General features: G+C 63.1%; 22 protein-coding genes, 1 tRNA gene and 1 pseudogene. 19 read left to right on the top strand and 5 right to left on the bottom strand.

What is annotated here, in order from left to right:
• Positions 1–126 precede the first annotated feature (126 nt).
• Both LFT43_RS07315 and LFT43_RS07320 read right to left on the bottom strand, forming a co-directional pair.
• A complete protein-coding gene (locus LFT43_RS07315; RefSeq protein ID WP_395801843.1) occupies positions 127–840 on the bottom strand; it encodes a response regulator in 714 nt (237 codons plus the stop codon).
• Positions 837–2,504 (bottom strand): ATP-binding protein, encoded by a 1,668-nt coding sequence (locus LFT43_RS07320; RefSeq protein ID WP_395801844.1) that lies wholly within the window; start codon positions 2,502–2,504, stop codon positions 837–839. The genes LFT43_RS07315 and LFT43_RS07320 overlap by 4 nt, the downstream gene beginning before the upstream one ends.
• A 151-nt stretch (positions 2,505–2,655) precedes the next feature.
• On the opposite strand from LFT43_RS07320, the gene LFT43_RS07325 reads away from it, so the two are divergent.
• The 12 genes and pseudogenes from LFT43_RS07325 (at position 2,656) to LFT43_RS07380 (ending at position 14,374) form a co-directional block, all read left to right on the top strand.
• Positions 2,656–3,981, top strand: coding sequence for a cation:dicarboxylate symporter family transporter (locus LFT43_RS07325; RefSeq protein ID WP_395801845.1), 1,326 nt, complete (start codon positions 2,656–2,658; stop codon positions 3,979–3,981).
• 244 nt (positions 3,982–4,225) lie between these two features.
• Positions 4,226–5,125 (top strand): ParA family protein, encoded by a 900-nt coding sequence (locus LFT43_RS07330; protein WP_395801846.1) that lies wholly within the window; start codon positions 4,226–4,228, stop codon positions 5,123–5,125.
• A 110-nt stretch (positions 5,126–5,235) separates the two neighbouring features.
• Positions 5,236–6,120 (top strand): segregation and condensation protein A, encoded by an 885-nt coding sequence (locus LFT43_RS07335; protein ID WP_395802955.1) that lies wholly within the window; start codon positions 5,236–5,238, stop codon positions 6,118–6,120.
• Positions 6,117–6,782, top strand: coding sequence for an SMC-Scp complex subunit ScpB (locus tag LFT43_RS07340; protein WP_395801847.1), 666 nt, complete (start codon positions 6,117–6,119; stop codon positions 6,780–6,782). The genes LFT43_RS07335 and LFT43_RS07340 overlap by 4 nt, the downstream gene beginning before the upstream one ends.
• 170 nt (positions 6,783–6,952) lie before the next feature.
• The gene (locus tag LFT43_RS07345) at positions 6,953–8,203 is read left to right on the top strand and encodes a pseudouridine synthase (RefSeq protein ID WP_395801848.1); all 1,251 of its coding nucleotides are present in this window, start codon (positions 6,953–6,955) and stop codon (positions 8,201–8,203) included.
• A 3-nt stretch (positions 8,204–8,206) separates the two neighbouring features.
• Positions 8,207–9,313, top strand: a complete 1,107-nt coding sequence (locus LFT43_RS07350; protein ID WP_395801849.1) for a prephenate dehydrogenase — start codon at positions 8,207–8,209, stop codon at positions 9,311–9,313.
• Complete coding sequence (gene cmk / locus LFT43_RS07355; protein ID WP_395801850.1) at positions 9,313–10,026, top strand: (d)CMP kinase; 714 nt, start codon at positions 9,313–9,315, stop codon at positions 10,024–10,026. Before LFT43_RS07350 ends, cmk begins: the two co-directional genes overlap by 1 nt.
• 25 nt (positions 10,027–10,051) lie before the next feature.
• Positions 10,052–10,751 (top strand): annotated as a pseudogene (locus LFT43_RS07360) (lysophospholipid acyltransferase family protein).
• A gap of 10 nt (positions 10,752–10,761) precedes the next feature.
• Entirely contained in the window at positions 10,762–12,312 is a 1,551-nt protein-coding gene (gene der / locus LFT43_RS07365) for a ribosome biogenesis GTPase Der (protein WP_395801851.1), read from the top strand.
• 127 nt (positions 12,313–12,439) lie between these two features.
• Positions 12,440–12,513: transfer RNA gene (locus LFT43_RS07370), tRNA-Pro, on the top strand.
• Between the two features lie 84 nt (positions 12,514–12,597).
• A complete protein-coding gene (locus LFT43_RS07375; RefSeq protein ID WP_395801852.1) occupies positions 12,598–12,867 on the top strand; it encodes a hypothetical protein in 270 nt (89 codons plus the stop codon).
• Between the two features lie 1,156 nt (positions 12,868–14,023).
• Positions 14,024–14,374 carry a zinc ribbon domain-containing protein YjdM gene (locus LFT43_RS07380; RefSeq protein WP_395801853.1) on the top strand — a complete coding sequence of 117 codons (351 nt, stop codon included), beginning with the start codon at positions 14,024–14,026 and terminating at the stop codon, positions 14,372–14,374.
• A gap of 51 nt (positions 14,375–14,425) precedes the next feature.
• On the opposite strand, the gene LFT43_RS07385 is transcribed toward LFT43_RS07380, so the two are convergent.
• Positions 14,426–14,872, bottom strand: coding sequence for a MarR family winged helix-turn-helix transcriptional regulator (locus LFT43_RS07385; protein ID WP_395801854.1), 447 nt, complete (start codon positions 14,870–14,872; stop codon positions 14,426–14,428).
• A gap of 170 nt (positions 14,873–15,042) precedes the next feature.
• On the opposite strand from LFT43_RS07385, the gene LFT43_RS07390 reads away from it, so the two are divergent.
• Complete coding sequence (locus LFT43_RS07390; RefSeq protein WP_395801855.1) at positions 15,043–16,266, top strand: MFS transporter; 1,224 nt, start codon at positions 15,043–15,045, stop codon at positions 16,264–16,266.
• Positions 16,267–16,317: 51 nt separating this feature from the next.
• On the opposite strand, the gene LFT43_RS07395 is transcribed toward LFT43_RS07390, so the two are convergent.
• Positions 16,318–17,220 carry a DNA-formamidopyrimidine glycosylase family protein gene (locus LFT43_RS07395; RefSeq protein WP_395801856.1) on the bottom strand — a complete coding sequence of 301 codons (903 nt, stop codon included), beginning with the start codon at positions 17,218–17,220 and terminating at the stop codon, positions 16,318–16,320.
• 163 nt (positions 17,221–17,383) lie between these two features.
• Between LFT43_RS07395 and gcvH the strand changes: the two genes are divergently transcribed.
• The 5 genes from gcvH to LFT43_RS07420 all read left to right on the top strand — a co-directional run bounded on the left by gcvH (position 17,384) and on the right by LFT43_RS07420 (position 20,466).
• On the top strand, positions 17,384–17,770 hold the full coding sequence (gene gcvH / locus LFT43_RS07400; protein WP_078105597.1) for a glycine cleavage system protein GcvH: 387 nt from the start codon (positions 17,384–17,386) through the stop codon (positions 17,768–17,770).
• A 141-nt stretch (positions 17,771–17,911) separates the two neighbouring features.
• Positions 17,912–18,391, top strand: a complete 480-nt coding sequence (locus tag LFT43_RS07405) for an FHA domain-containing protein (RefSeq protein WP_395801857.1) — start codon at positions 17,912–17,914, stop codon at positions 18,389–18,391.
• 20 nt (positions 18,392–18,411) lie between these two features.
• Positions 18,412–19,128 carry a MerR family transcriptional regulator gene (locus tag LFT43_RS07410; protein ID WP_395801858.1) on the top strand — a complete coding sequence of 239 codons (717 nt, stop codon included), beginning with the start codon at positions 18,412–18,414 and terminating at the stop codon, positions 19,126–19,128.
• Positions 19,128–19,631 carry a bifunctional nuclease family protein gene (locus LFT43_RS07415; protein ID WP_184739384.1) on the top strand — a complete coding sequence of 168 codons (504 nt, stop codon included), beginning with the start codon at positions 19,128–19,130 and terminating at the stop codon, positions 19,629–19,631. Before LFT43_RS07410 ends, LFT43_RS07415 begins: the two co-directional genes overlap by 1 nt.
• 241 nt (positions 19,632–19,872) lie before the next feature.
• Positions 19,873–20,466, top strand: coding sequence for a MerR family transcriptional regulator (locus tag LFT43_RS07420; RefSeq protein ID WP_284983831.1), 594 nt, complete (start codon positions 19,873–19,875; stop codon positions 20,464–20,466).
• A 143-nt stretch (positions 20,467–20,609) separates the two neighbouring features.
• On the opposite strand, the gene LFT43_RS07425 is transcribed toward LFT43_RS07420, so the two are convergent.
• A complete protein-coding gene (locus tag LFT43_RS07425) occupies positions 20,610–21,428 on the bottom strand; it encodes a ParA family protein (protein WP_395801859.1) in 819 nt (272 codons plus the stop codon).
• A gap of 313 nt (positions 21,429–21,741) precedes the next feature.
• Here LFT43_RS07425 and LFT43_RS07430 point away from each other — a divergent pair, with 313 nt between their 5' ends.
• The gene (locus LFT43_RS07430; protein ID WP_395801860.1) at positions 21,742–25,137 is read left to right on the top strand and encodes a pyruvate carboxylase; all 3,396 of its coding nucleotides are present in this window, start codon (positions 21,742–21,744) and stop codon (positions 25,135–25,137) included.
• Positions 25,138–25,216 lie beyond the last annotated feature (79 nt).

Below are 25,216 nucleotides of genomic sequence, written 5' to 3' on the forward strand. Positions count from 1 at the left end.
TCCCTCTGCTGTGCGGATGTCCTCAGTGTATACACAAACCCTGATTCAGCCTAGCTTTGTTCAAGAAAACGATCCAAGATTCGATCTATGTATACATATCTTCGGTATGCACCTGCGGCTGGGGCGTTAGGTCCGGTTCCAGCGGTACTCATTTTCCGGTCGTCCGGGAGTGCCGTAGCGCGGATTCCTGGTAGCCAATCCGGCGTCGGCCAAGTACTCGAGGTAGCGGCGCACGGTGACCCGGGACATGCCAAGGGCCTCGGTTGCCTCGCTGGCGGAGACGGCCCGGCCGAGGCTTGCGAGAAGGTCTTTGACAGAGTCCAGGCTGTGGGCGGAAAGGCCCTTCGGCAGTGGGAGCTCGGTGGGCGCCCGGAGGCTCGCGAAGGCCTGGTCCACATCGCTTTGCGAGGCCCCGCCGGCACGCGCGCCCGACGCCGGTGCGGCAAGTTGCTCGCGGAACATGCGGTAGCTGGCAAGCTTGTCCGCAAATGTCGCGAAGGTGAACGGCTTGATCAGGTATTGCACCACGCCGATCGACACAGCGCTGCGGACGATGTTCACTTCCCGGACGGCGGTGATGGCGATGATGTCGGCTAGCAGGCCGGACGCGCGCATCCGGCGGGCAACGTCCAGTCCGTGAAGGTCCGGTAGGTTCATGTCCAGCAGGACAAGGTCCACCGGCTGCCCCGCCGTGGCGAAATCGTTGAGTAGCCGCAGGGCCGATTGTCCGTCCGGGGCTGTTCCAGCAACAGTGAAACCGTCAATTCGGCCCACGTAGACGCCATGGGCATCTGCGGCGATGGGTTCGTCCTCGACAACGAGGACGCGGATATCGGTCATTCGGCTTCTTTCCTGGAGTCCGGCGCGGGGAGCACCACACGGAACAACGCACCGCCCAAGGCGCTGGTGGATTCGCTGATGGACAGCGTACCGCCCAGCCGCTGCACGGCTTGCCGCACTAGTGCCAGGCCAACGCCGCGGGAGGGAGCTCCCGGGCCCGCGCTCTGTCCGATGCCGGCTGCTTTGGTGCTGTATCCGTACTGCCAGACGTCGTCCACGATTCCGGGATCGATCCCATGGCCGGAATCGACCACCGTGAACGTGGTTCCGTCAGGTCCGGATGCGATTCCCAGTTCCACTTTCCGCGGTGGGGGAGCGGCGGACGCGGCATCGAGCGCGTTGTCCAGCAGATTGCCCAAGATCGTCACCAAATCCTGGACGGCCAAGCCCTGAAGGCCGTCCCCGCCGGACACCGTGACCGTGAGCTCCGCTCCGCGTTCGTGTGCCTCCGCCGATTTCCCCATGATGAGTGCACTCAGGACAGGTTCGTCCACTGATGCCACCAGGTGGTCGGTCAACTGTTGGCTTAGCTCGAGGTCCTTGGTCGCAAAATCCAGGGCGTCAGTGGTACGCCCGAGCTCCATGAGGGACACGATGGTGTGCAGCCGGTTGGCGTGCTCATGGGTCTGGGCCCGCAAGGCGTCGGACAGCGTCTTCATGGTTTCCAGTTCGCTGCCCAAGGACTCGATTTCCGTGCGATCCCTGAGCGTGGCTACTGTGCCGAACACGGCGGGGCGCTGCCGGCCCGTCATTCCCGGTGGCCCCACCGCGGGCGCCTGGTTCACCACCAGGATCCGGGACCCGGTGAGGTGGATTTCGTCGTGTGCCGTCCGGCCGGACTCGAAGAGCCCGTGGAGGCTGGGCTCCAGTGGCAGATCCGAAAGGCGGGGTGCTGCTCCTGCGGCGGGATCGACGTCGGACCGTTCCAGTCCCAGCAGTTCCGCGGCCTGGTCGTTGTACATGACCACCCGGCCGCCCGTATCTATCAGCACCACGCCTTCGCGGACCGAATGCAGGACCGACTCGTAGTACGCGAACAGCTGCGCCAACTGCTCCGGTCCCCAGCCCCGGGTGACCGAACGCAGGTACCGGCCCAATAACCAAGAGGCCAGGGAGCCGCCTGCGAGCATGGCCAGGGAAATGGCGATGATTGCTGTGAGCCGCGCCGACACTGCGACGTCGACCGTTCGCACCGTGACGCCCGCAGCTACCAAAGCCCGAACGGTTCCGGATGGATCTTCCACCGGAACGATGGTGCGCACCGACGGGCCAAGGGTGCCGGCCGTGACTTCCGTGAAGGTTTGTCCGTGCAATGCCGGGTCAATAGTGCCGATATAGGGTTTGCCGATTTCGTCGGGGTTCGCGTGGGTCCAGCGGGTCCGGTCCGGCGCCATGATGGTGATGAAGTCGGCGTGGGCGTTGGCCATCACTACCTGCGCGTACGGCTGCAGCGTCGCCGAGGGATTCGGCGTGCCGGCGGCCTGAAGTACGAGGGGGTTGGCTGCGATCGCCGCGGCAACGGCCTGCATGCGCTGGCCGGCGTCGTTGTAGGCCCGGTCCCTGGCATCCACGAAGGCAGCCGTCCCCACGATCGCGGTGAGCACCAGGATGAACAGCAGGTTCGCCACAAAAAGTCTCCGGGCAATGCTCCAGCGTCGGATCACGCGCTCCTCCTTTGATCAATTCTGCGACCAATATGAACGCAACAGTGATACATGTCACCTTGCCCCGAATGATGGATATCACAGCAGAGCGACGCAGGGACATTTTGCAGGAACCACGGCGCTTTCCAGAGTATCTAAAAGGAGCAAAGCCATGACCTCTCAAAGAGGAGAGATTGCACCCGCAAAGGCCGGGCGCAAGGGGCTGGACAAGTCGCACTACCTCTACATCGCCGTGATCGTCGCAGTTGTGCTCGGCGCAGTCGTCGGCCTGATGTTCCCTGAAGTCGGAAAATCCCTCAAGCCGCTGGGTGACGGCTTCATCAAGCTCATCAAGATGATGATCGCGCCGGTCATTTTCTGCACCATCGTCCTGGGTATTGGCTCGATCGCCAAGGCAGCCACCGTGGGCAAGGTGGGTGGGCTCGCACTGATCTACTTCCTGGTCATGTCCACGTTCGCGCTCGCCATTGGACTGGTGGTGGGCAATATCATCCACCCCGGCGAGGGCCTGAAGCTGATCCCCTACGACCCCAACGCGAAGGCTGCCACGAACAGTACCGCTGACTTCCTGCTGGGCATTATCCCCGGAGACATTCCCGTGTTGCCGACGCTCCTGGCGGCCATTCTGGTGGGCTTCGCGCTCCAGCGCATGGGCTCGCAGGGGCAGCCGGTCCTCAAGGCCATCCAGCACGGGCAGGCTCTCGTCTTCCGCATCCTCATTATGATCATGTGGCTGGCGCCAGTCGGTGCCTTTGGTGCGATAGCCGCAGTGGTCGGTGCCACCGGAGTGAAGGCTATCTTCGGCATGCTCACTCTGATGGTCGCGTTCTACATCACCTGTGCGCTGTTCATCGTGGTGGTCCTCGGTTCCTTGCTCCGGGTTGTGGCCGGCGTCAGCATCTTCCAATTGATGAAGTACCTGGCCCGTGAGTACTTGCTCATCTTCTCCACGTCTTCCTCCGAAGCAGCGCTGCCGAGGCTCATCGCCAAGATGGAGCACTTGGGTGTTTCCAAGCCGGTTGTCGGTGTCACTGTGCCCACCGGCTACTCCTTCAACCTCGATGGAACTGCCATCTACCTGACCATGGCCTCCTTGTTCGTTGCGAACGCAATGGGCATCCCGCTGGACCTCGGCGCCCAAGTATCGCTGCTGGTCTTCATGATCATCGCGTCCAAGGGAGCGGCTGGCGTTTCCGGTGCCGGCTTGGCCACCCTCGCAGCGGGCTTGCAGGCCCACCGTCCCGAACTCCTGGGCGGCGTAGGCATGATCGTGGGCATCGACCGCTTCATGTCCGAAGCCCGCGCCCTTACCAACTTCACGGGCAATGCGGTCGCCACGGTGTTGATCGGCACGTGGGTCAAGGAAATCGACCGCAACCAGGTCACAAACGTCCTGTCCGGCGCGAAGCCGTTCGACGAGCTGACCATGATCAGCCACCACGCGGAACCGGTGGTGAAAGAGGCCGTGGCCGCCTAGTGCGGCCCGCAGCCTAGAAGCATCAACGCGAGCAAGGCAGGACCCCTGGCGGGACCTGCCTTGCTCGCGTTTTGGCGGCCCGGAGACCAAACCTTCTACCTCAGCTAGAAGGTCAAGGCTCAAATTGCGGGCAATGTCAAGTTCCGCGGAATGCCGTGTCGGGCGCTGTAGCCTAGGTGGGGAGCAGTGCTGGTGCTGGAGACAGCCGCAGGAAATGACCGTCGTGGAGAGAGTGGATAGATACGTGAGCAGCGAACGGGGAGCAACTACGCTGGAGGACACGGATTTCGATCTGGAAGACGCCGTCATGGGGCCCACGGGCCGCCCGTACCGCGACTTCCCTGAACCCGCGCCGCTGGCCTCCCATGGTCCGGCCCGGGTCATCGCCATGGTCAACCAGAAGGGCGGCGTGGGCAAGACCACGTCAACCATCAACCTGGCCGCTGCGCTCGCAGAGTTCGGCCGGCGCGTCCTGCTCGTCGACTTCGATCCACAGGGAGCTCTTTCCGCGGGCCTGGGTGCGAACCCGCACGAGCTCGACCTCACTGTCTACAACGTACTCATGGACCGCAAAGTGGACATCCGCGACGCCATCCAGAAGACCGGCGTCGAAGGCATCGACCTACTGCCGGCAAACATCGACCTCTCCGCCGCCGAAGTCCAGCTGGTCAACGAAGTGGCCCGCGAGCAAGTGCTGGACCGCGCCCTCAAGAGCGTCGAGGACGACTACGACGTTGTCCTCATCGACTGCCAGCCGTCCCTGGGCCTCCTGACGGTCAATGCGCTGACGGCCGCGCATGGAGTCATCATTCCGCTGATCTGCGAGTTCTTCGCACTTCGCGCCGTTGCCCTGCTCGTCGAGACGATCGAAAAGGTCCAGGACCGGCTGAACCCGCGCCTGCAGGTGGACGGCGTACTCGCCACGATGTACGACGCCCGCACTTTGCACAGCCGTGAAGTCATCTCGCGCCTCGTGGAGGCGTTCGGAGACAAGGTCTTCGAGACCGTCATCAAGCGCTCAATCAAGTTCGCCGACGCCACGGTTGCCGCAGAGCCCATCACCAGCTACGCCGGAAACCACATCGGGGCCGACGCCTACCGTCGTTTGGCCAAGGAACTGATTTCGCGCGGCGGCGCACCCTAGCCAGCGTGGCAGAGCCACTCACCTCTGCGGTCCCGCCCGCCCAGATCGCACAGACCGGTGTCGCCCCGCCGTCGTCCTCTTCTGCAAGCAACGCGGACGACGCCGGTGCCTTGCCCACCGCGCGGAAGGCCGGTTTCGAGGTCCGGCTGGCGAACTTCACCGGGCCCTTCGATCTCCTGCTCGGCTTGATCTCAAAGCACAAGCTGGACATCACGGAAGTTGCACTGGCCACCGTCACGGACGAGTTCATCAAGTACATCCGGCGCCTTCAGGAACCGGGGGAGGACTGGGCGCTGGACGAAGCCAGCGAATTCCTGGTCATCGCCGCAACTCTCCTGGACCTCAAGGCCGCAAGGCTCCTGCCGGCCGGCGAAGTCGAAGATGCCGAGGACATCGCCTTGCTGGAAGCCCGGGATCTTCTCTTCGCCCGGCTTTTGCAGTACAAGGCCTTCAAGCAGGTGGCCGCGATCATGTCCGGCACTTTGGAGTCCGAAGCCCGGCGCTTCCCGCGGCAAGTTGCACTGGAAGGGCATTTTGCGGCACTGCTGCCCGAACTGATCTGGCGCCACACGCCTGAGCAATTCGCTGCGCTTGCTGCCAAGACCCTGGCTCCGAAGGACAACACGCCCGAGGAAGTCGGGCTCGACCATCTCCACGGAACGCCCGTCAGCGTCAAGGAACAGGCCGAGATCATCGGGTACCGTCTGCAACGCGGCCTGCCACAATCCTTCAGGGCCCTCATTGCGGACGCCGAATCCACGCTTGTTGTCGTCGCCCGGTTCCTGGCGCTTCTGGAGCTGTTCCGCGATCGTGTGGTGGCTTTTGAGCAGCCGGGTCCCCTTGCCGAACTCACGGTGCGATGGACCGGGCGACCCGAAGGCTGGAGCAGCGACAACTTGAGCGACGAGTACGACTCCGGCCCTGTCGACCATGAATCGGACATCGCTGCCGAAACAGACACTGGCACTATCGACAAAGCAGAGGAGCCGCTGTGAGCGAGCAGGAAACAGGCCGGGCCGGCCTCGCCGAGCTTGAAGACCTACCCGGTGGCGCCCGTGCGGCTTTGGAAGCCGTCTTGATGGTGATCGACCAACCGGCCACTGCGGAAGAGCTCGCCGCCGGGCTCAACGTGACGGTCGCCGTCGTCGAGAATTTGCTGGCGGGACTTCAGCAAGAGTATAGCGGCTATACTGTTAAAGCCCCGGGCAGGGACGCTGATGATTTGCACACCAATGCAAGTGCCAGCGGTGCACCCCGGGGTTTTGAGTTGCGGAACGTTGCCGGAGGGTGGCGGATCTATTCACGCGCGGAATTTGCCGACGTCGTGGGCAGGTTCGTTCTCGAAGGCCAGACCGCGCGGCTGACGCAAGCAGCACTCGAAACCATGGCGGTCATCGCGTACCGGCAGCCGGTTTCCAGGGCCAGGGTGTCGGCTATCCGCGGCGTCAATGTCGATTCGGTCGTACGGACCCTTGTCCAACGCGGGCTGATCGAGGACTCAGGTACCGATCCTGAGTCGGGGGCCATCCTTTACCGGACTACCTCGTACTTCCTCGAGCGGATGGGCATTGGCTCGGTAGCGGAACTGCCTCAATTGTCCCCCCACCTTCCGGGGTTGGAGGGGATCGAGGAGTTCTTCGACGCCGAACGCATGTAATTGCGGGACGCAAGCAGGCCGCAGGCGGGGCACCGCGAAACAACTCAATATTGCAAGGATCTACCAACGCCCGGCTAGTAGCGGGCAGAGTTCACACAGGGCAGATATTCTCTGTCCGGCTGGCTAATGTTGAGAAAGAACAAGCCGGCCACCATAACAAAGGACGGGTCATGACACAGGCGGGACGCCAGGGTTCACCACGTAACAGTTCGGGACGAAACGGTTCCGGACGCAATGAGTCGCAAGACTCAGGCCGCAGCAATGCTGGCCGCGCAGGAGGCAGCGGCTTCGGCGCCGGCCGCGGAGGCGCAAGCCGTGCCGGCGGCGCCTCCGGAGGCAGCAAGCGCAGCTTCTCCCCGGGCGGAGACCGCCCCTTCAAGCCAACCCGTCCGCGTGAAGAGCGCCCCTTCGATCCGGACAACCCCACCACGGCTGGCGGCTACGATCGCCGTGAAGACGCCGGCCGCCAAGATTCCAGGCCGGCAAAGGCACCCCGCAAGCCTGGCTCAAACAAGCCCGGCTTCGGCAAGGCTCCGGGTACGCCTGGCGCGTTGAAGCCGAAGGCCAGCAACAAGAAACAGTACGCTTCCCGCGCCTTCGGCAGTGAGCGCTTCGGCCAGAACCTTGGTCCGATCCGCAAGCCCCGCGGGCGCCGCGGCGAAGTTCTTCAGTCCGAGCAGCACGACGCTGATGGCGTGCGCCTGCAGAAGGTCATGGCCCAGGCCGGCGTGGCTTCCCGCCGTGTTTGCGAGGAAATGATCCAGGAAGGCCGTGTCGAGGTCAACGGCCAGCTCACCACCGAGCTTGGCATGCGCGTGGACCCGACGTCTGCCGTGATCCACGTCGACGGCATTCGCATCCAGCTCGATGACACCATGCTCTACATGGTGTTCAACAAGCCCAAGGGCGTCGTCTCCACCATGGAAGATCCCGAGGGGCGTCCCTGCATCAGCGACTTCCTCAAGTCCGCCAAGAACAAGGGCGAGCGTCTCTTCCACGTGGGCCGCCTTGATGTCGCCACCGAGGGCCTGCTGCTGCTCACCAACGACGGCGAACTTGCCAACCGCTTGACGCACCCCTCCTATGAGGTGCCCAAGACGTACCTGGTACAGGTCCGTGGTCCGTTCCCGCAGGGCGTCGGCGCGCAGCTGAAGGCCGGTATCGAGCTCGAAGACGGCATTGCCTCCGTCGACTCCTTCAAACTGGTGGATTCCACACCCGGCCACGTGCTGATCGAAGTTGTGCTCCACTCCGGCAAGAACCGTATTGTTCGCCGTTTGTTCGAAGCCGTGGGTTTCCCCGTGCTGCGGCTCGTACGCGTCAAGATCGGTCCCATCGGCCTGGGTGACCAGCGCCAGGGCAGCATCCGCAACCTCGGCAAGCAGGAAGTCGGACACCTCCTGGCCTCCGTAGGACTGTAAGGCATGTCGGCATTCCACTCGCACGGCCGGGGCCACCTTGACGGCCCGGTGGTCGTTTTCGGCACCGGCCTGCTCGGAGCCAGCATCGGTCTCGGCCTGCGTGGCCGGGGTGTCTCCGTGTTCCTTTCGGACCCCTCCCCGACCAACCAGGCCGTGGCCGTGGACATCGGTGCGGGCAGGCCATTGTCGGAGCTCGAGGGCTCTCCCCAGCTGGTTGTTGTTGCCGCGCCGCCGGATGTCACTGCCGACGTCGTTCAGCGTGCCCTGGGCGAATACCCAGAGGCCGTTGTAGTGGACATTGCCAGCGTCAAGCTGGCAATCCAGGGTGACCTCCGGGGCCGTGGGGTGGACATGTCCCGCTACGTCGGGACGCACCCGATGGCTGGGCGCGAGAAGTCCGGGCCAGTTGCGGCCCGTGGCGAGCTCTTCACGTCCATGCCTTGGGTCCTTTGCCCCTCCGAGGAGACCAGCTCCGATGCCCTTCAGACCGCGCGTTCTTTGGCCGGGGACCTGGGGGCAATAGTTTCCCAGTTCACCGCCGAGGAACACGATGAAGCCGTTGCTTTGGTATCTCATTTGCCCCAGGTGATGTCATCGCTTCTCGCCAGCCGCTTGCAGGGAACACCGCTTCATGCGTTGTCCTTAGCGGGCAACGGGCTGCGGGACACCACAAGGATTGCTGCCAGCGATCCCACCCTCTGGGTGCAGATTCTTGGCAACAACGCGGCCAAGATGGTGGATATCCTCCATGGTGTCCGTGAGGACCTCAACCGTTTGATCGGTACCTTGGAGGATCCCACGGCCCCCGGTGCGCGCCTGGACCTTGCCCAGCTCATCAGCGAGGGCAACGCCGGGCAGGCCAGGATTCCGGGGAAGCATGGTGGACCCCCGCAGGCGTATTCATGGCTTACAGTTCTGGTAGACGACAAGCCCGGGCAGATTGCCAGGCTGCTGACGGAGATTGGTGAGATCGGCGTCAACGTCGAAGACCTCCGCCTGGATCACTCGTCCGGGCAGAACGTTGGCATGGTGGAACTTTCCGTCATGCCCAACAAGCATGACCTCCTTGTTGAAGCCTTGACCGACCGTGGATGGCGGGTACTCCAGTAATGACACGTGACCTTTTTGGCCCGGAGACCGTAGTACGCCCGGGCAAGCCGCTCGTGGTCGCCATCGACGGCCCGTCCGGCTCGGGCAAGTCCAGCGTCAGCAAGGAAGTTGCCCGGCGCTTGAAGCTCGCCTACCTGGACACCGGTGCGATGTACCGTGCATTGACTTGGTACTGCCTCAAGACCGGCATCGACCTCACGGATGGTGCCGCCGTCGAGCAAGCCTCAAAGGATCTGCCGCTGGAACTTAGCACCAGCGCCAACGCCGAGTACGTCAGCGTTGCCGGGGTGGACATCACGGAGGAAATCCGCGAACCCAGGATTTCGTCGTCCGTCAGCGCAGTGGCAACCACCTTGGGTGCCCGCAACGAATTGATTCGTCGCCAGCGCCAGCTGATCGAACAGCACCACCGTCGCATGGTGGTGGAAGGGCGGGACATCACCACCGTAGTCGCGCCCAACGCGGAGGTCCGCATGCTGCTGACCGCAAGCGAGGAAGCCCGGCTGCGGCGCCGTGGCCTCCAGCTCGGCGGAACGCAGAGCAAGGAGCAACTCGCCGCCCAAGTGATCCACCGCGACGCCAAAGACTCCACTGTGGTGAACTTCACGCAAGCGGCCGACGGCGTCGTCGCCCTTGATTCCTCGGACCTGGACTTCGAAGAAACGGTCGAAACAGCACTGAGCATTGTGGGCAAGGTCATCTACGGTGACTGAAACCCGCCTCCCGGCACGCTGGACCATGCTCTGGAGCCGGCCTGTGGGCTGGCTGCTGGATCATGTCCTGTACCGGACCGCGATCACCGGGCGCTCCAACGTTCCAAAGTCCGGTCCGGTCATTTTCGCTGGAAACCACATCAGCTTTCTGGATGGGCCGGTGATGTTCGGTGCTGCTCCGCGGCCCATGCACATCCTGGTCAAGAAGGAGATGTTCCAGGGTTTCCTGGGACGTGTGCTCCGTGCTTCGGGGCAGATTTCCGTTGACCGTTCCGGCGACCGCGCGGCGCTCCAGCTCGGAAAGCAAGTGCTCGACGCCGGCCGTTGCATCGGGATTCTCCCTGAAGGAACTCGGGGGAGCGGCACCGCCGGCAGCATCAGCAACGGCGTTGCGTGGTTCGCCCTGATGTCCGGAGCCACGGTCATTCCCGTGGCTATCCTCGGAACGCGGATCGGGCACGAACACCGTGACTCCATTCCGAGGCCGCGCCGGCGCCTGCACGTCAGTTTCGGAGCCCCCTTTAATGTGACCCGCAGAAATGGCGAGTCGGGGCGTGTTTCAATGGACAGGGCGGCTGCGGAGATCCGCGCTGCGCTGGCTGGACACGTCCAGGATGCCGTCAAGACCTCCGGTCAGTCCCTTCCGGGGGACTAAATCAACCGGCCCACAGCCAACACAGCACCGCCAAGAAGAAGTAGCCGGGACGCCGGCAGATCACCACTAAGGAAAGTGCAATGAGCGATACGACTCAAAAATCCGGCAACATCGGAGCCGGCGACGACGAATACACGCCCACCGGCACCGACCAGGTGGCTGAAAACCTTGCCGCCCTGGACGACGATGAAGCCGAACTCCGTGCAGCCTCCCTCCGGGCAGGCCTGGCAGACTATGACCTCGACGAGGACGACGCCGCCCTGCTGAGCGGGCTCTATGACGATGAGGGCGAAGACGGTCCGCTCAAGCTTGACCCGGTACTGGCCATCATTGGACGCCCGAACGTCGGCAAGTCCACCCTGGTGAACCGAATCCTTGGCCGCCGCGAGGCCGTCGTCGAGGACACCCCCGGTGTCACCCGTGACCGCGTCATGTACTCGGCACACTGGAACGGCCGCAACTTCACACTGGTGGACACCGGTGGCTGGGAGCACGACGCCAGGGGCATCCACGCCCGCGTCGCCGAGCAGGCCGAGATGGCCGTGGAACTCGCTGACGCCGTGCTCTTCGTGGTGGACTCCGCCGTCGGCGCCACCGCGACGGACGAAGGCGTCATGAAGATGCTCCGCAAGTCCAAGAGGCCGGTCATCATGGTGGCCAACAAGGTCGATGACTTTGCGCAGGAAGCCGACTCGGCCGCGCTGTGGGGCCTTGGCTTCGGTGAGCCGTACCCGGTGTCCGCCCTTCATGGACGCGGTGTTGCCGACCTCCTGGACCACGTCATGGACACCCTGCCCGAGTTCTCCACTGTGGAAGGCGTCGAACGCTCCGGCGGTCCTCGCCGTATTGCCCTCATCGGCCGTCCGAACGTCGGCAAGTCCTCCTTGCTGAACAAGCTGGCCGGCTCCGAACGCGTCGTCGTTGATACCCTCGCCGGAACCACCCGCGACCCCGTGGACGAGTTCATCGAACTTGGTGACCGCACCTGGCGCTTCGTGGATACCGCAGGCATCCGCCGGCGCCAGCACATGGCCCAGGGCGCAGACTTCTACGCTTCACTGCGTACGCAGGCCGCACTCGAAAAGGCGGAGGTCGCCGTCGTGCTCCTGGCCGTCGACGAGGTCCTCAGCGAGCAAGACGTCCGCATCCTGCAACTCGCCATCGAGTCGGGCCGCGCGCTGGTGCTCGCGTTCAATAAGTGGGACCTGCTCGACGACGAACGTCGCCGCTACCTTGAACGTGAAATCGAGCAGGACCTGGCACACGTGGAGTGGGCCCCGCGCGTCAACATTTCCGCCAAGACGGGCTGGCACAAGGACCGTCTGGTGCCCGCCCTGGACCTCGCCTTGGAGAGCTGGGACAAGCGCATTCCCACGGGACGCCTCAACGCGTTCCTGGGCGAGCTCGTGGCTGCGCACCCGCACCCGGTCCGCGGTGGCAAGCAGCCGCGCATCCTGTTCGGCACCCAGGCATCTAGCCGTCCGCCGAAGTTCGTGCTGTTCACCACGGGCTTCCTGGACCCCGGATACCGCCGATTCATCACTCGCCGCCTGCGCGAGACCTTTGGCTTCGATGGCACGCCGATCGAGGTCAACATGCGCGTCCGCGAAAAGCGCGGCAAGAAGCGCTAGTTGAGACGCGCATCACAGATGACACCCGCCAAGGTGTCATTGAGAACCTCGAACATCGTGTAAGCTTTTTGAGGTGGTTCGGCCGGACTGCTTAGGTGAAAATCTAGGCGGAGAACGGCAGAACTGACGGGCTGTAGCGCAGCTTGGTAGCGCACTTGACTGGGGGTCAAGGGGTCGCAGGTTCAAATCCTGTCAGCCCGACCGCAAGGTATCGAGAGCAGAGTCCCGGGAACCAAAGGGTTCCCGGGACTCTTGCGTTTAACGGCTTTGGCATGGGTATCGGGTATGCCCATAGATATCGCCGGTGATGGCGACTGCGGAGTGCCCAGCAGGTCCGAGACCGCCTTGATGTGCACCCCGGAGTCCAGCGTCGCCGTCGCCGCGGACCGTAAAGGGCCGCGCAGCACACTGAAGGTGGTCCGGATGGTGGAATCGGACAGTGCCCGGACTTCCTCTTCGCTGCCGTCCTCGGCCCGGACAAGCGGGTCTGCGCCCGGAGCCGAAGGACCAGCGCTTCGACGTCGGAGAATACAGATGGCAGACGAAGACAAATAGGGCTGCAAAGCTTCGAAGCGACGTGAGGCTGGGAAGGTCGCGGGGCAGAACGTTCGTTCGAGCGGGCGCTATCGACGGCTGGTTGATCATGATCCCCCAATGATTTCGCCGTCACATAGGCGAGCACTCAGATTGTAGCTCACGCCACTTTGCGAATACCCAGCTTTTGCGCGGGTGAACATGAGTCCTGCTTTAGTATCCCTCCTGCTTGTGTTGCCTCTGAACGATGTCCAGCCTGCCGGAAATTACAGACTCACGCGGGCAAATGTGAGTTGCGTTTCAAGATAGATGGCCTGCCTGGCATGTGTTCCGTCCGCGCCAACTCTGCGCACGACGTCGTGACGAAGTTTGCACGCTGCCGCTACTGGCCGGTGAGAACAGAGTCGCGGCCATTGCCGACCCCGCACGAGATTCCTAATGCCGCACGAGGCATCAATGAAACCTGCCGCCAGTCGATGCCCTAGGAAACGCCCTCGTCGCAGCAATCGCAAGTCTGGACCTCCTCCTTCCGTACCGAGACATTGACGCCATCAACTCCGCCCGGGACGCCCTCACCGGGGAACGGGCGGTTAGCCGCCGGGCAATACCAACCGGCTAGCAAAGCTTGCGTCAACACCGGCCACACCCGCAGTCACCCTTATGTGAGCTGACTCAACGCGGATGCGGAGTGAAGGACCCGGAGGCTTCAGCTTGTGAAGGTCCTGCGCAGAATGTAGCAGACGGCGTTCCCGGCCTCGGATCCGCCCCATCCGCCCGGGCAGTTCGGCGGATCCATCGGATGATTGTGGCCTTCTTCCCAAACCCCGGGCCCGCGGAAAATGTAGCAACGAGTGTAGCAACGCATCAGAAGGCGTATACCCGCGAACCACCTGCACTTGACTGGGGGTCAAGGGGTCGCAGGTTCAAATCCTGTTGAACGGAGGTATATGGTGACGGCGAGCCATCCTAGGGCGAGTCCCCATGTGGGCAATTGCACGATTTATGTACCAACTTTCAGCTTCTTGGGCATCAGCAATCTATGGCCGACACTTGGCGCCTAGGTGCTGAATGGAAGAAATGAGTGGTCAAGTTAACCGATTTAGGTGCTCTTTTAGCCACATCTAGGTGTGCACGGGCCTCTGTCTAGGTGCACGCCCACTCCGTCTATCATTGGACGGTGAGCGAAACACTTCCCCCTTGCCCTGAATGCGCCAGCGAATACACCTACGAGATGGGCGCCTTGCTGGTTTGCCCCGAGTGCGCTCACGAATGGTCGCAGGCCGCGTCCGATGAAGCGGAGTCAGGGCCGACGGAGATCAAGGACGCCGTCGGCAATGTGCTCGCAGACGGGGATACCGTGACGGTGATCAAGGATCTCAAGGTCAAGGGGAGTGCTACGGCCATCAAAGTCGGCACAAAGGTCCGCAACATACGTCTCGTGGACGGCGTAGGAGACCACGACATTGACTGCAAAGTGGATGGCTTCGGCCCCATGCAGCTCAAATCCAGCGTCGTCAAGAAAGTCTGACGCCCCGGCCTAGGGCGCGCCTCACGCGCCGCAGGCGCGGAAGCAACACACTCAGACCCCCTGCAGCGCCTCCAGCGCCTTGACCAGCGGCTCAAGCTCCGGCACCAATTCTGCGGCCGCCAGAGATTCCGCCAGGGTTTCGTCGTGCACCGGCCTCGCCGCCAGCAGTAACTTCTGGCCAGCCTCGGTAAGTTCCGTGTAAATCCCGCGGCGGTCGCCTGCGCACAGAATCCTGGTCAGCAGCGCACGGTCCTCGAGCCGGTTCACCAACCGCGTGGTGGCGCTGCTGGATAGGGCCGTCGCCCTGGCCAGCTGTTGCATCCGCATGTGCCAGCCGTCCTGGCGGCTCAAGGCGTCCAGCACCGTGTACTCGACTACCGAAAGATCGGCCGCGGACTGCAACGCCTTTTCCAGTGCTGCCTCGATGTTGCCGTGCAGCGCCGCGAGAGTCCGCCACCCCTGCGCTCGCACCTCAACGGCGTCGTCCTTGATGCCCATGTCTCCCGTAACTCCTGCCGATTGATGAAGAAACCAGACGCGCAAAGTAGTTGCTTGCGCAATTTGATGGCGTATGCAACTATATATACAGCGTCTGCAACTAATATTCTACGGTTCTCGGCGACGCACTTCCAGTCTCACGGGAATCCATCCCCACAAAGGAGCACAACATGCCCGCAGGGTTGATCGCCCTTGCCCTGGGCGGATTCGGCATTGGCTTGACCGAGTTCGTCATCATGGGCCTCTTGCCCGAGATTGCCAGCGACTTCCGGGTCAGCGAAGCCGCCGCCGGCTGGTTCATCACCGGCTATGCGCTCAGCGTCGTTGTCGGCGCCCTCCTTGTCACAGCGGCCGTAACGCGCTTGCCGCGTAAGCCCGTGCTGATCGGGCTTCTCGTTCTGTTCATCGCCGGCAACTTCCTCTCCGCCATCGCGGACAGCTACCCGGCCATGTTGATCGGGCGTGTCGTCGCCGCCCTCTGTCACGGAGCCTTCTTCGGCATTGGCTCGGTCGTCGCAGCCAGCCTGGTCCCGGCCCACAAGAAGGCTGGAGCCATTGCCATCATGTTCACCGGCCTCACTGCAGCCAACGTGCTCGGCGTGCCCTTCGGGACCTTCCTCGGCCAGAACCTTGGGTGGCGCTCCACCTTCTGGGCCATCACCATCATCGGCGTTGTGGCGCTCGTCGGCATTGCCCTCATGGTCCCGCGCACCAAGGACGATGCTGCTACCAGCAGTCTTCGCAATGAGCTCGGCGCCTTCAAATCCGGTCAGGTGTGGCTTTCCATCATCGTCACCATCCTTGGCTTTGGTGGCATGTTCGGCGCCTTTACCTATATCGCCTTCACCCTGACCGAGGTCTCCGGATTTGATCCCCACGCCGTCCCGTGGCTCCTGGTCTTGTTTGGCGCAGGACTGTTCGTCGGCAATATTGCCGGCGGCAAGGCGGCCGACAAAACCATCGACAAAACCCTTGTGGTCATCCTTGCGGGCTTGGTGCTGGTGCTCGTGTTCTTCGCACTCACCGCCGCGAGCCCCGTGGCCACCCTGTTCTCGCTCGCGCTCATGGGCGGCTTCGGCTTCGCCACTGTCCCGGGCCTGCAGATGCGCGTCATGCACTTTGCCACTACCGACCCCACCCTTGCCTCCGGCGCGAATATCGGCGCCTTCAACCTGGGCAACGCGCTAGGTGCATGGTTGGGCGGCGTCACCATCACCATGGGCTTGGGTTACACCTCGCCCATCTGGGCCGGGGCCATTATCACCGTGGCTGCCCTTCTCGTGATGATCGCTGCCGCGGGCGCTGCACGGCGCGGGGGAGGCGCACAGGCTGCTTCCGCACCGCAAGCAGCCCCCGACGTCGTACGCGAACCTGAGGAGTCGCCGGTCGCCTAAGCGAAACGCGCCGAAGCCCGCCACAGAAGTGTGGTGGGCTTCGGTCGGGAATCAGCCCTCGTCGCCCGAACCACGTTTGGCCAGGATCTCGCCGTTGGTCTGGCATGTGGGGCAGTACTGCATCGAGGTGCCCACGAAGGTAACTTCCCGCACGGTGTCCCCGCAGACAGGGCAAGCCTCTCCGGTCCGGCCGTGCACGCGCATGGAGGCTTTCTTGGCTGGCTTCAGTTCGCTGGGTTTCTTTCCTGAGAACTCCTGGACGGCGCCACTGAGGATCTCCTTCATCGTCGTGAAGAGACGCTCCACGGCGTCCGGTTCCAGAGAAGAGGCGGTAGCGACGGGTGACAGCTTCGCTGCGTGGAGGATTTCGTCACTATAGGCGTTCCCGATGCCCGCCATGAGCTTCTGGTTCTTCAGGATCCCTTTGATCTGCTGCCTGTTGCGGAAGAGCCTGCTGAACTCGTCCAAGCCGAAGCCGAGGTCCAGGGGATCCGGTCCCAATTCTGCGATGCCGTGGACCTCCATAGGCTGGCGAACGATGAAGATGGCCAATCCCTTCCACGCTCCTGCGTCGGTCAGGGTGACACCATAGCCGTGGCCGTCATTTGAAAAGCCCAGCTGCGCGGCGAAATAGCCGCCCGCACCAGTGGCTTCGGCACTAGGTGGTTTGTCTGAGAACCGCAGCCAGCCGGCCTTCGCGAAATTGACGATCAGGTAGAGAGGCTCTGCTGAGTCTCCACCCTGGGAGGCTTCAACGGAAGGGGCGATTTTGAAAGCGAGGAATTTTCCCCGTCGACCGACGGAATCGATTGTCCTCCCGATCAGCGATTCATAGGGAATGTCCGCAACCTTCAGGGCGAACGCCGATGGCAGCAGCAACTGGGTGAGCTGTGCGCCGGATAGCCGCTCGTCCAAGAAATCGGTCAGGGCAGTGAGTTCGGGCAGTTCCGGCATGATCGCGCTCCTTCGACGGCGTTGCAGGACTATGCGGCTCGAGTCTGGTTCCAATCATCCCAGACACCTGTGGGGAGGAGGGCTGGATGTGCTTATACTTTCAGCGGTGGCCGGACCTCCGGGCCGCCGTCGTGGTCCGTAACGTCCCGATGAAAGGCGACTCATGAGCAATATCCCTGCCGATCTTTCCTACACCGCCGAACATGAATGGGTCAGCGCCCCGAATGCAGACGGCGTCGTGCGCGTCGGCATCACGGACTTCGCCCAGGATGCACTCGGCGACGTTGTCTACGCCCAACTACCCGAGCCCGGCACCACGGTGAAGGGAAACGACGTCGTGGGTGAAGTTGAGTCCACGAAGAGCGTGAGTGACATTTACGCCCCGGTCAGCGGCGAAATTGTCTCCCGCAATGAGGCTCTCGATACTGACTCTGCCCTGATCAACTCGGATCCCTACGGTGACGGTTGGCTGTTCGAGGTAAAGCTTTCGGAAGCTGACGCCATCGAGACCCTGCTCAGTGCATCAGAGTACGAACAACAGGTAGGCTAAAAGGTATCTGGCCCGCCAAGTCGGCTCTCCTCGAAACAAGGGAGCGGTTGCGGCGGGCCAGCGACCCGTTTGGCCCGGCGGTACCGGGCAGATGCGTAACCGGCAGTTGGTGACAATTGCTGGGGGATGAGGAGGATTTCCATGGTTGGCGGCAAGCGGAACCAAGCCCGGGACGAGCACGGTGCAGTAGGACAGCCAACGTCGGAGACCACGTCAATCCAGCTCACGCCTGTGCGGCACCATGAGTCGGATGTCCGCCCGCCATTGGCACCCGAAGAGCGCGCGGCTGTTCAAGCATTGCCTCCAGGATCGGCGTTGCTGATTGCCCACACCGGCCCCAACGCCGGTGCACGGTTCCTCCTGGACTCGGACACCACCACGGCCGGCCGCCACCCGGATGCGGACATCTTCCTGGATGACGTGACGGTTTCGCGTAAGCATGTCGAGTTTGTGCGCACCCCCGAGGGGTTCGAAGTGGTGGACACCGGAAGCCTCAACGGCACCTATGTCAACCAAGACCGGGTAGACAATGTGCTGCTCAAGAATGGCAGCGAGGTCCAGATCGGGAAGTTCCGCCTCACCTACTACCTGAGCCCTGCCCGCGCAGCAGGCCAAGACTGATTCCGGGTACGCCTGTGGCAATGGCCCAGCCGGAACGGCGCGGACCGCAGGTCCTCAATATCGGAGAGGTCCTCGCTCAACTGAGCGACGACTTTCCCACCATGACGGCGTCCAAGATCCGTTTTCTTGAGGAAAAGGGACTGATCAATCCGAAGCGCACTCCTGCCGGATACCGGCAGTATGCCGAGAGCGACGTCGAGCGTTTGCGCTTCGTGTTGGCGCTCCAGCGAGACCAGTACTTGCCGCTCAAAGTCATCAAGGACTATCTGGACGCGATCGACCGCGGCGAGCGTCCCGAAAACCTTCCGCCCGGCGTGTCCGTTTCACCGCGGATAGTCTCGGACGAACTGGCCGCTGAATTGCAGGGCCACGCACGCGCCTTGAGCGAGGAACAGCTCCGGACGGAATCGGGAGCCAGCGTCCCGCTTTTGCAGTCCCTCCTCAGCTTCGGGCTCATCAGCCACGTCAATGGAAAATTCGACGAACACGCTCTCCAAGTGGCGCGGGCATGTGTCCAACTTGAAAGCCACGGACTTGAGCCCCGGCACCTCCGGCCCTTCCAAGCCGCAGCCGAACGTGAATTCGGCCTAGTGGAACGGGTCGTTGCTCCGCTGACGTCCCGCAAGGATGCGGCATCGCAGTCTCGGGCTGCCGAAGCCGCCCGCGAAATCAGCGAACTCTGCCTCAGCCTGCACCGTGCCTTGGTGCAGGACCGTATCTCCCGTATGGAAGCATGATGATCGAGGTCGAGATTGTTGGAGTGCGGATTGAACTGCCTTCAAACCAGCCTCTGGTTCTCCTGCGGGAGATGCACGGGGAACGCCATGTTCCGATCTGGATCGGTACGCCCGAAGCCAGCGCGATCGCCTTGGCCCAGCAGGGTGTAGTGCCGCCCAGGCCCATGACCCACGATCTCCTGATCGACGTCGTTGAGGCTCTAGGCCACACGATCATTAGCGTGAATATTGTGGCGGTGGAGGACAACATCTTCTACGGTCAGCTCCAGTTTGACGACGGCACAGTGGTCAGTTCCCGTGCGTCTGACGCCTTGGCCCTTGCCTTACGGGCGAAATGCCGCATCTGGTGTGCTGATGCCGTGATGGATGAAGCCGGCGTCCGTATTACCGAACACGACGAAGGTGAAGATACCGAGCCCGGCCCCGAAGTTGACGAAGAGCGTGAATTGCGCCGTTTCCGGGAGTTTCTGGACGACGTGGAGCCTGAGGACTTCGAAGGGTGAAGGCGACCTAAGGTTAAAGTTGAGGGTGAAAGTTTCGACACGACCTGAAAATGGTCCGAACGTCTTTGACCTCAGGCCTCGGCACGCCTAACGTCGAAGGTATCAAGTTCTCGTTGCATCCGGGACCCGCGCAAGTCACACTGAAAGGTGCGGACGCGTTGAAATTACACGACTGCATTTCCCTTTCGTGTTGGCCGCCACATGCACCATCCCCAAGGGAACTTCTGACAAGGAGGGTCACGTGAGTCCCAAAGGCGAAGCAGGCGAGCTAAAGCAGGCCTCGACAGGCGTTGCTGTCCCCGCAAGCGGTGCCCAGGGTCTGCTTTTCACCGAGGACCTTCCGGTCCTGGATGAAGATGCCGGCTACCGCGGTCCCACCGCGTGCAAGGCAGCAGGGATCACCTACCGCCAGCTGGACTATTGGGCGCGTACAGGACTTGTAGAACCTGCTGTGCGCGGCGCAGCCGGCTCCGGATCGCAGCGGCTCTATGGGTTCCGTGACATCCTGGTCCTCAAAGTCGTCAAGCGCCTCCTGGACACCGGCGTGTCACTCCAGCAGATCCGCACGGCCGTTGAGCACTTGCGCGAACGCGGAGTGGAAGACCTGGCCCAGATCACGCTCATGAGCGATGGCGCGAGCGTTTACGAATGTACTTCTGCGGACGAAGTCATTGACCTGGTCCAGGGAGGCCAGGGCGTATTCGGCATCGCAGTTGGCCGGGTGTGGCGTGAAGTCGAGGGCAGCCTCGCTGCCCTCCCGAGCGAGCACGCGGTAGAACAATCCTTTCCGGACGACGAACTGAGTAAGCGCCGATCGGCACGCCGCACGGGCTAAACCGCACGTTCCACCTCCCGACCCGCCGTCGGGATCCCTGCGAACCGCCACCAAAGACCAATGAAGCCGTCTCCCGAGAGGAAGGCGGCTTCATCGCGTTACTCCCCACGACGCTGCTTTGCGCGCAGGCACCGAACCTTGGGTCAGCGCTGGCGGCGTTCCCGCGAGTCGTTGCGTGAGGACAGCATGTTCTCCAAGAGGGTGTCAAACAATTTGGCCGTGTTCTTGGCGGAATCACCGGGCCAGTGATGCACGGCGTGCGCCGCACCCTGGATTTGCTGCCAGTTCGCTTGCTCTGGAATTTGTGGCGCCAACAAGAGCTCGCCGAACATCGATTCCATCTCGGCGAGCCGGAACGTGTGCTCGGACGAGGCAGGACGGACCCGGTTGGCCACAATGCCTGCAGGGGCGAGTTGGGGAGCGAATTCCTGTCGGAACAGCTGGATTGCACGCATGGTGCGTTCGGTGCCCGCTACTGAGAAGAGTCCGGGTTCGGCAACAAGCACAACGCGGTCGCTCGCGCTCCAAGCCATCCGGGTCAGCCCGTTAAGCGATGGCGGGCAATCCACAAGCACCAGCTCATACTTTTCGGCGGGAGCCAGGACGGCAGAGAGTCGGCGGAGATCGCGGCGTCCGAGGTCCGGCCGATCGTAGATTCCGGTGTAGGCGGATCCGACGGCGACATCAAGGGCCGTCCCTCCGCCATTGCGGCGGGCCTGTTCAACCCAGCCGCTGCTGACCACGTTATCCAGGAGCCTGGCCTTGCGGGGATTCTTCAGCATCCGGCCAATGTCGAGCTGGTCGCTGGCCTGGACGCCGAGGGCTGTGGTGGCGTCGGCGTGGGGATCCAGGTCCACAACAAGGGTGGGGATGCCTGCGGCCAGTGCGGCCGAGGCCAACCCGGTGGTTACGGATGTTTTTCCCACGCCGCCTTTAAGGCTGCTGATGCTGACTACTTGCACTTGAAAACCCAAAACCTAACGCCGGTTGCCGTGTCGCGGTGCTTGCGTTCCGGCTGTGCCGGAACCGGGGCTCTGCCGCCGCCCTTCAACATCATATGTTGAGTGGCCGCCGATTCCTGCCTTATCAGCCCGGAACGGCTTGGTTGGCTTGTTACTTCTCCTGTCTTTAGCACGTGAATCCGTATCGTGCGCGAAGGTACACTGCTCGTGACGAATCCCCATGTGACTGTCACCACAAAGATTTGTGTTTGGGTATGGAGGTCTTACACACTGTGACCACCGACCGTTACACCCGCAATGATGCAGGAGAAGCATGTTTTCCAAGATTCTGGTGGCTAATCGCGGCGAAATCGCGATCAGGGCCTTCCGCGCTAGCTATGAACTGGGCGCCAAGACCGTAGCGGTCTTCCCGTATGAGGATCGCAACTCGATCCACCGGCAGAAGGCCGATGAGGCCTACCTGATTGGCCAGGAGGGTCATCCGGTCCGTGCTTACCTGGACGTGGACGAAATCGTCCGTGTCGCCAAAGAATCGGGTGCAGACGCAATCTACCCGGGCTACGGATTCCTGTCCGAAAACCCGGACCTCGCCCGCGCAGCCCAAAACGCAGGCATCACGTTTATTGGCCCGCCGGCGGAGGTGCTGGAGCTCGCCGGTAACAAGGTCGCCGCACTCGAAGCCGCCCGCAAGGCTGGCGTGCCGGTCTTGAAGTCCAGCGCGCCGTCCCGCGACATCGACGAGCTCATCGCTGCGGCGGACGAGGTTGGATTCCCGATCTTCGCCAAGGCCGTCGCCGGTGGTGGTGGCCGCGGCATGCGCCGGGTTGAGACCCGCGAGGATCTTCCGGAAGCCCTGCATTCGGCGATGCGCGAGGCGGACGCTGCGTTCGGCGATCCCACCATGTTCCTGGAGCAGGCCGTGCTGCGTCCTCGTCACATCGAGGTCCAGATCCTGGCCGATGCCGAGGGCAATGTCATGCATCTCTTCGAGCGCGACTGCTCCCTTCAGCGCCGCCACCAGAAGGTCGTGGAGATCGCTCCGGCCCCTAACCTGGATGAGTCCATCCGCCAGGCCCTTTACCGTGACGCCGTGGCTTTCGCGAAGGCACTGAACTACGTCAACGCCGGAACGGTGGAGTTCCTGGTGGACACCGAGGGCGAACGCGCCGGCCAGCACGTCTTCATCGAGATGAACCCGCGCATCCAGGTGGAGCACACGGTCACCGAGGAAATCACCGATGTTGACCTCGTCCAGGCTCAGATGCGCATCGCATCGGGGGAGACCCTGGCAGACCTCGGCCTGAGCCAGGAGTCGGTATCCATCAAGGGCGCCGCCCTGCAGTGCCGCATCACCACGGAAGATCCCGCCAACGGCTTCCGCCCCGACGTCGGAAAGATCACCGGCTACCGTTCAGCAGGCGGCGCCGGTGTGCGTCTCGACGGCGGCACGGTCTACTCGGGTGCCGAGATCAGTCCGCACTTCGACTCCATGCTGGTCAAGTTGACCTGCCGCGGTCGCGACTACCCGGCCGCCGTGGCCCGCGCGCGGCGCGGCCTGGCCGAGTTCCGGATCCGTGGCGTATCCACCAACATCCCTTTCCTTCAGGCTGTTCTTGCTGATCCGGACTTCATTGCCGGAAACGTTGCCACCGACTTCATCGACAAGCGCCCCGAGCTGCTGAAGTCCCACGTTTCGGCAGACCGCGGAACCAAACTGTTGACCTGGTTGGCCGACGTCACCGTCAACAAGCCCAATGGGGAACTCAAGGTCCACTCGGACCCCGCGGCCAAGCTGCCTTCGGTTTCCGGGGTCGTAGCACCTGCGGGATCCCGCCAGCGGCTTCAGGAATTGGGTCCGGAAGGATTCGCCAAGGCCCTGCGCGAGCAGACCGCCGTTGCGGTCACGGACACCACCTTCCGTGACGCACACCAGTCGCTCCTTGCCACGCGTGTCCGCACCCGCGACCTCGTCGCAGCCGGCCCGGCCGTTTCCGCGCTGCTGCCCGAACTGCTGTCGGTCGAAGCCTGGGGCGGTGCCACGTACGACGTCGCACTGCGCTTCCTCGGCGAAGATCCTTGGGACCGCCTCGCCGCTTTGCGCAAGGCCCTGCCCAACGTCTGTATCCAGATGCTGCTCCGTGGCCGGAACACAGTTGGGTACACGCCGTACCCGGAAGAAGTCACCGAGGCGTTCGTCAACGAGGCCGCGGCAACAGGCATCGACATCTTCCGCATCTTCGACGCCCTCAACGACGTCAACCAGATGGCTCCGGCAATCCGAGCGGTGCGTGCCACCGGCACCGCCGTAGCCGAGGTCGCGCTCTGCTACACGGGCGATCTCCTGGACCCGGACGAGAAGCTGTATACCCTCGACTACTACTTGGACCTTGCCCGGAAGATCGTCGACGCCGGTGCACACATCCTCGCCATCAAGGACATGGCTGGCCTGCTTCGGCCTGCGGCCGCTGCCAAGCTTGTCAGCGCCTTGCGTGAGCGTTTCGACCTCCCGGTCCACTTGCACACCCACGACACCGCAGGCGGCCAGCTGGCCACCCTGCTGGCAGCCGTGGACGCCGGCGTGGACGCCGTCGACGTCGCGTCCGCGTCCCTGGCCGGCACGACGAGCCAGCCTTCGGCGTCGGCCCTTGTGGCCGCGCTGGCGCATACCCCGCGGGATACCGGCCTAAGCCTGGCGAACGTCAGCGCGCTGGAGCCCTACTGGGAAGCTGTCCGTCGCGTCTACGCGCCGTTCGAATCAGGGCTCCCAGGTCCCACGGGCCGGGTCTACCAGCACGAAATCCCTGGTGGCCAGCTGTCCAACCTGCGCCAGCAGGCCATGGCGCTGGGGCTCGGCGAGCGGTTTGAAGCCATCGAGGACATGTACACGGCAGCGGACCGTATTCTGGGCCGCCTGGTCAAGGTGACTCCGTCCTCCAAGGTAGTGGGCGACCTCGCGCTCCATCTCGTGGGAATCAACGCGGACCCGGCGGACTTCAACGAGAACCCGCAGAACTACGACATCCCGGACTCCGTCATCGGATTCCTGTCAGGTGAACTCGGAGATCCTCCCGGAGGATGGCCCGAGCCGTTCCGCACCAAGGCGCTCCAGGGCCGCAGCATCAAGGTCCGCGACGTCGAACTGAGCGCCGAGGACAGCGCGGCACTCAAGGGCGATTCCAAGTCCCGCCAGAGGACCTTGAACCGGCTGCTGTTCGACGGTCCCACGAAGGACTACCTCAAGAGCGTTGACACTTACGGCAACCTGTCAGTCCTTGACACCCGTGACTATCTCTATGGTCTCCAGCTCGGCGCCGAACACGTCATGGAGCTCGAGAAGGGCGTGCGCCTGATTGCCTCCCTGGAAGCGGTCTCGGAGCCCGACGAAAAGGGCATGCGCACCGTCATGTGCAAGCTCAACGGCCAGTCCCGCCCCGTGGTGGTTCGCGATAAGTCTGTTGTCAGCAACGTGAAGGCTGCGGAGAAAGCCGATGCGTCCCAGCCCGGTCAGGTTGCAGCGCCGTTCGCCGGTGCCGTGACGCTGACCGTCAAAGCCGGCGACGCCGTCAAGGCAGGCGACACCGTCGCCACCATTGAGGCGATGAAGATGGAGGCATCCATCACGACGCCGGTAGCCGGCACGGTCTCCCGCCTCGCCATCAACAAGGTGGAGCAGGTCCAGGGCGGCGATTTGTTGATCGTCGTCGAGTAGCAGCTCGCTTCTTCGCGGAGCAGGCATGAAGTAAGGTCCCGGGCTCAGGAGCCCGGGACCTTACTCTTTGGATTCCGGA

This window comes from Arthrobacter sp. FW306-04-A, assembly GCF_044358315.1.
Classification (GTDB): domain Bacteria; phylum Actinomycetota; class Actinomycetes; order Actinomycetales; family Micrococcaceae; genus Arthrobacter.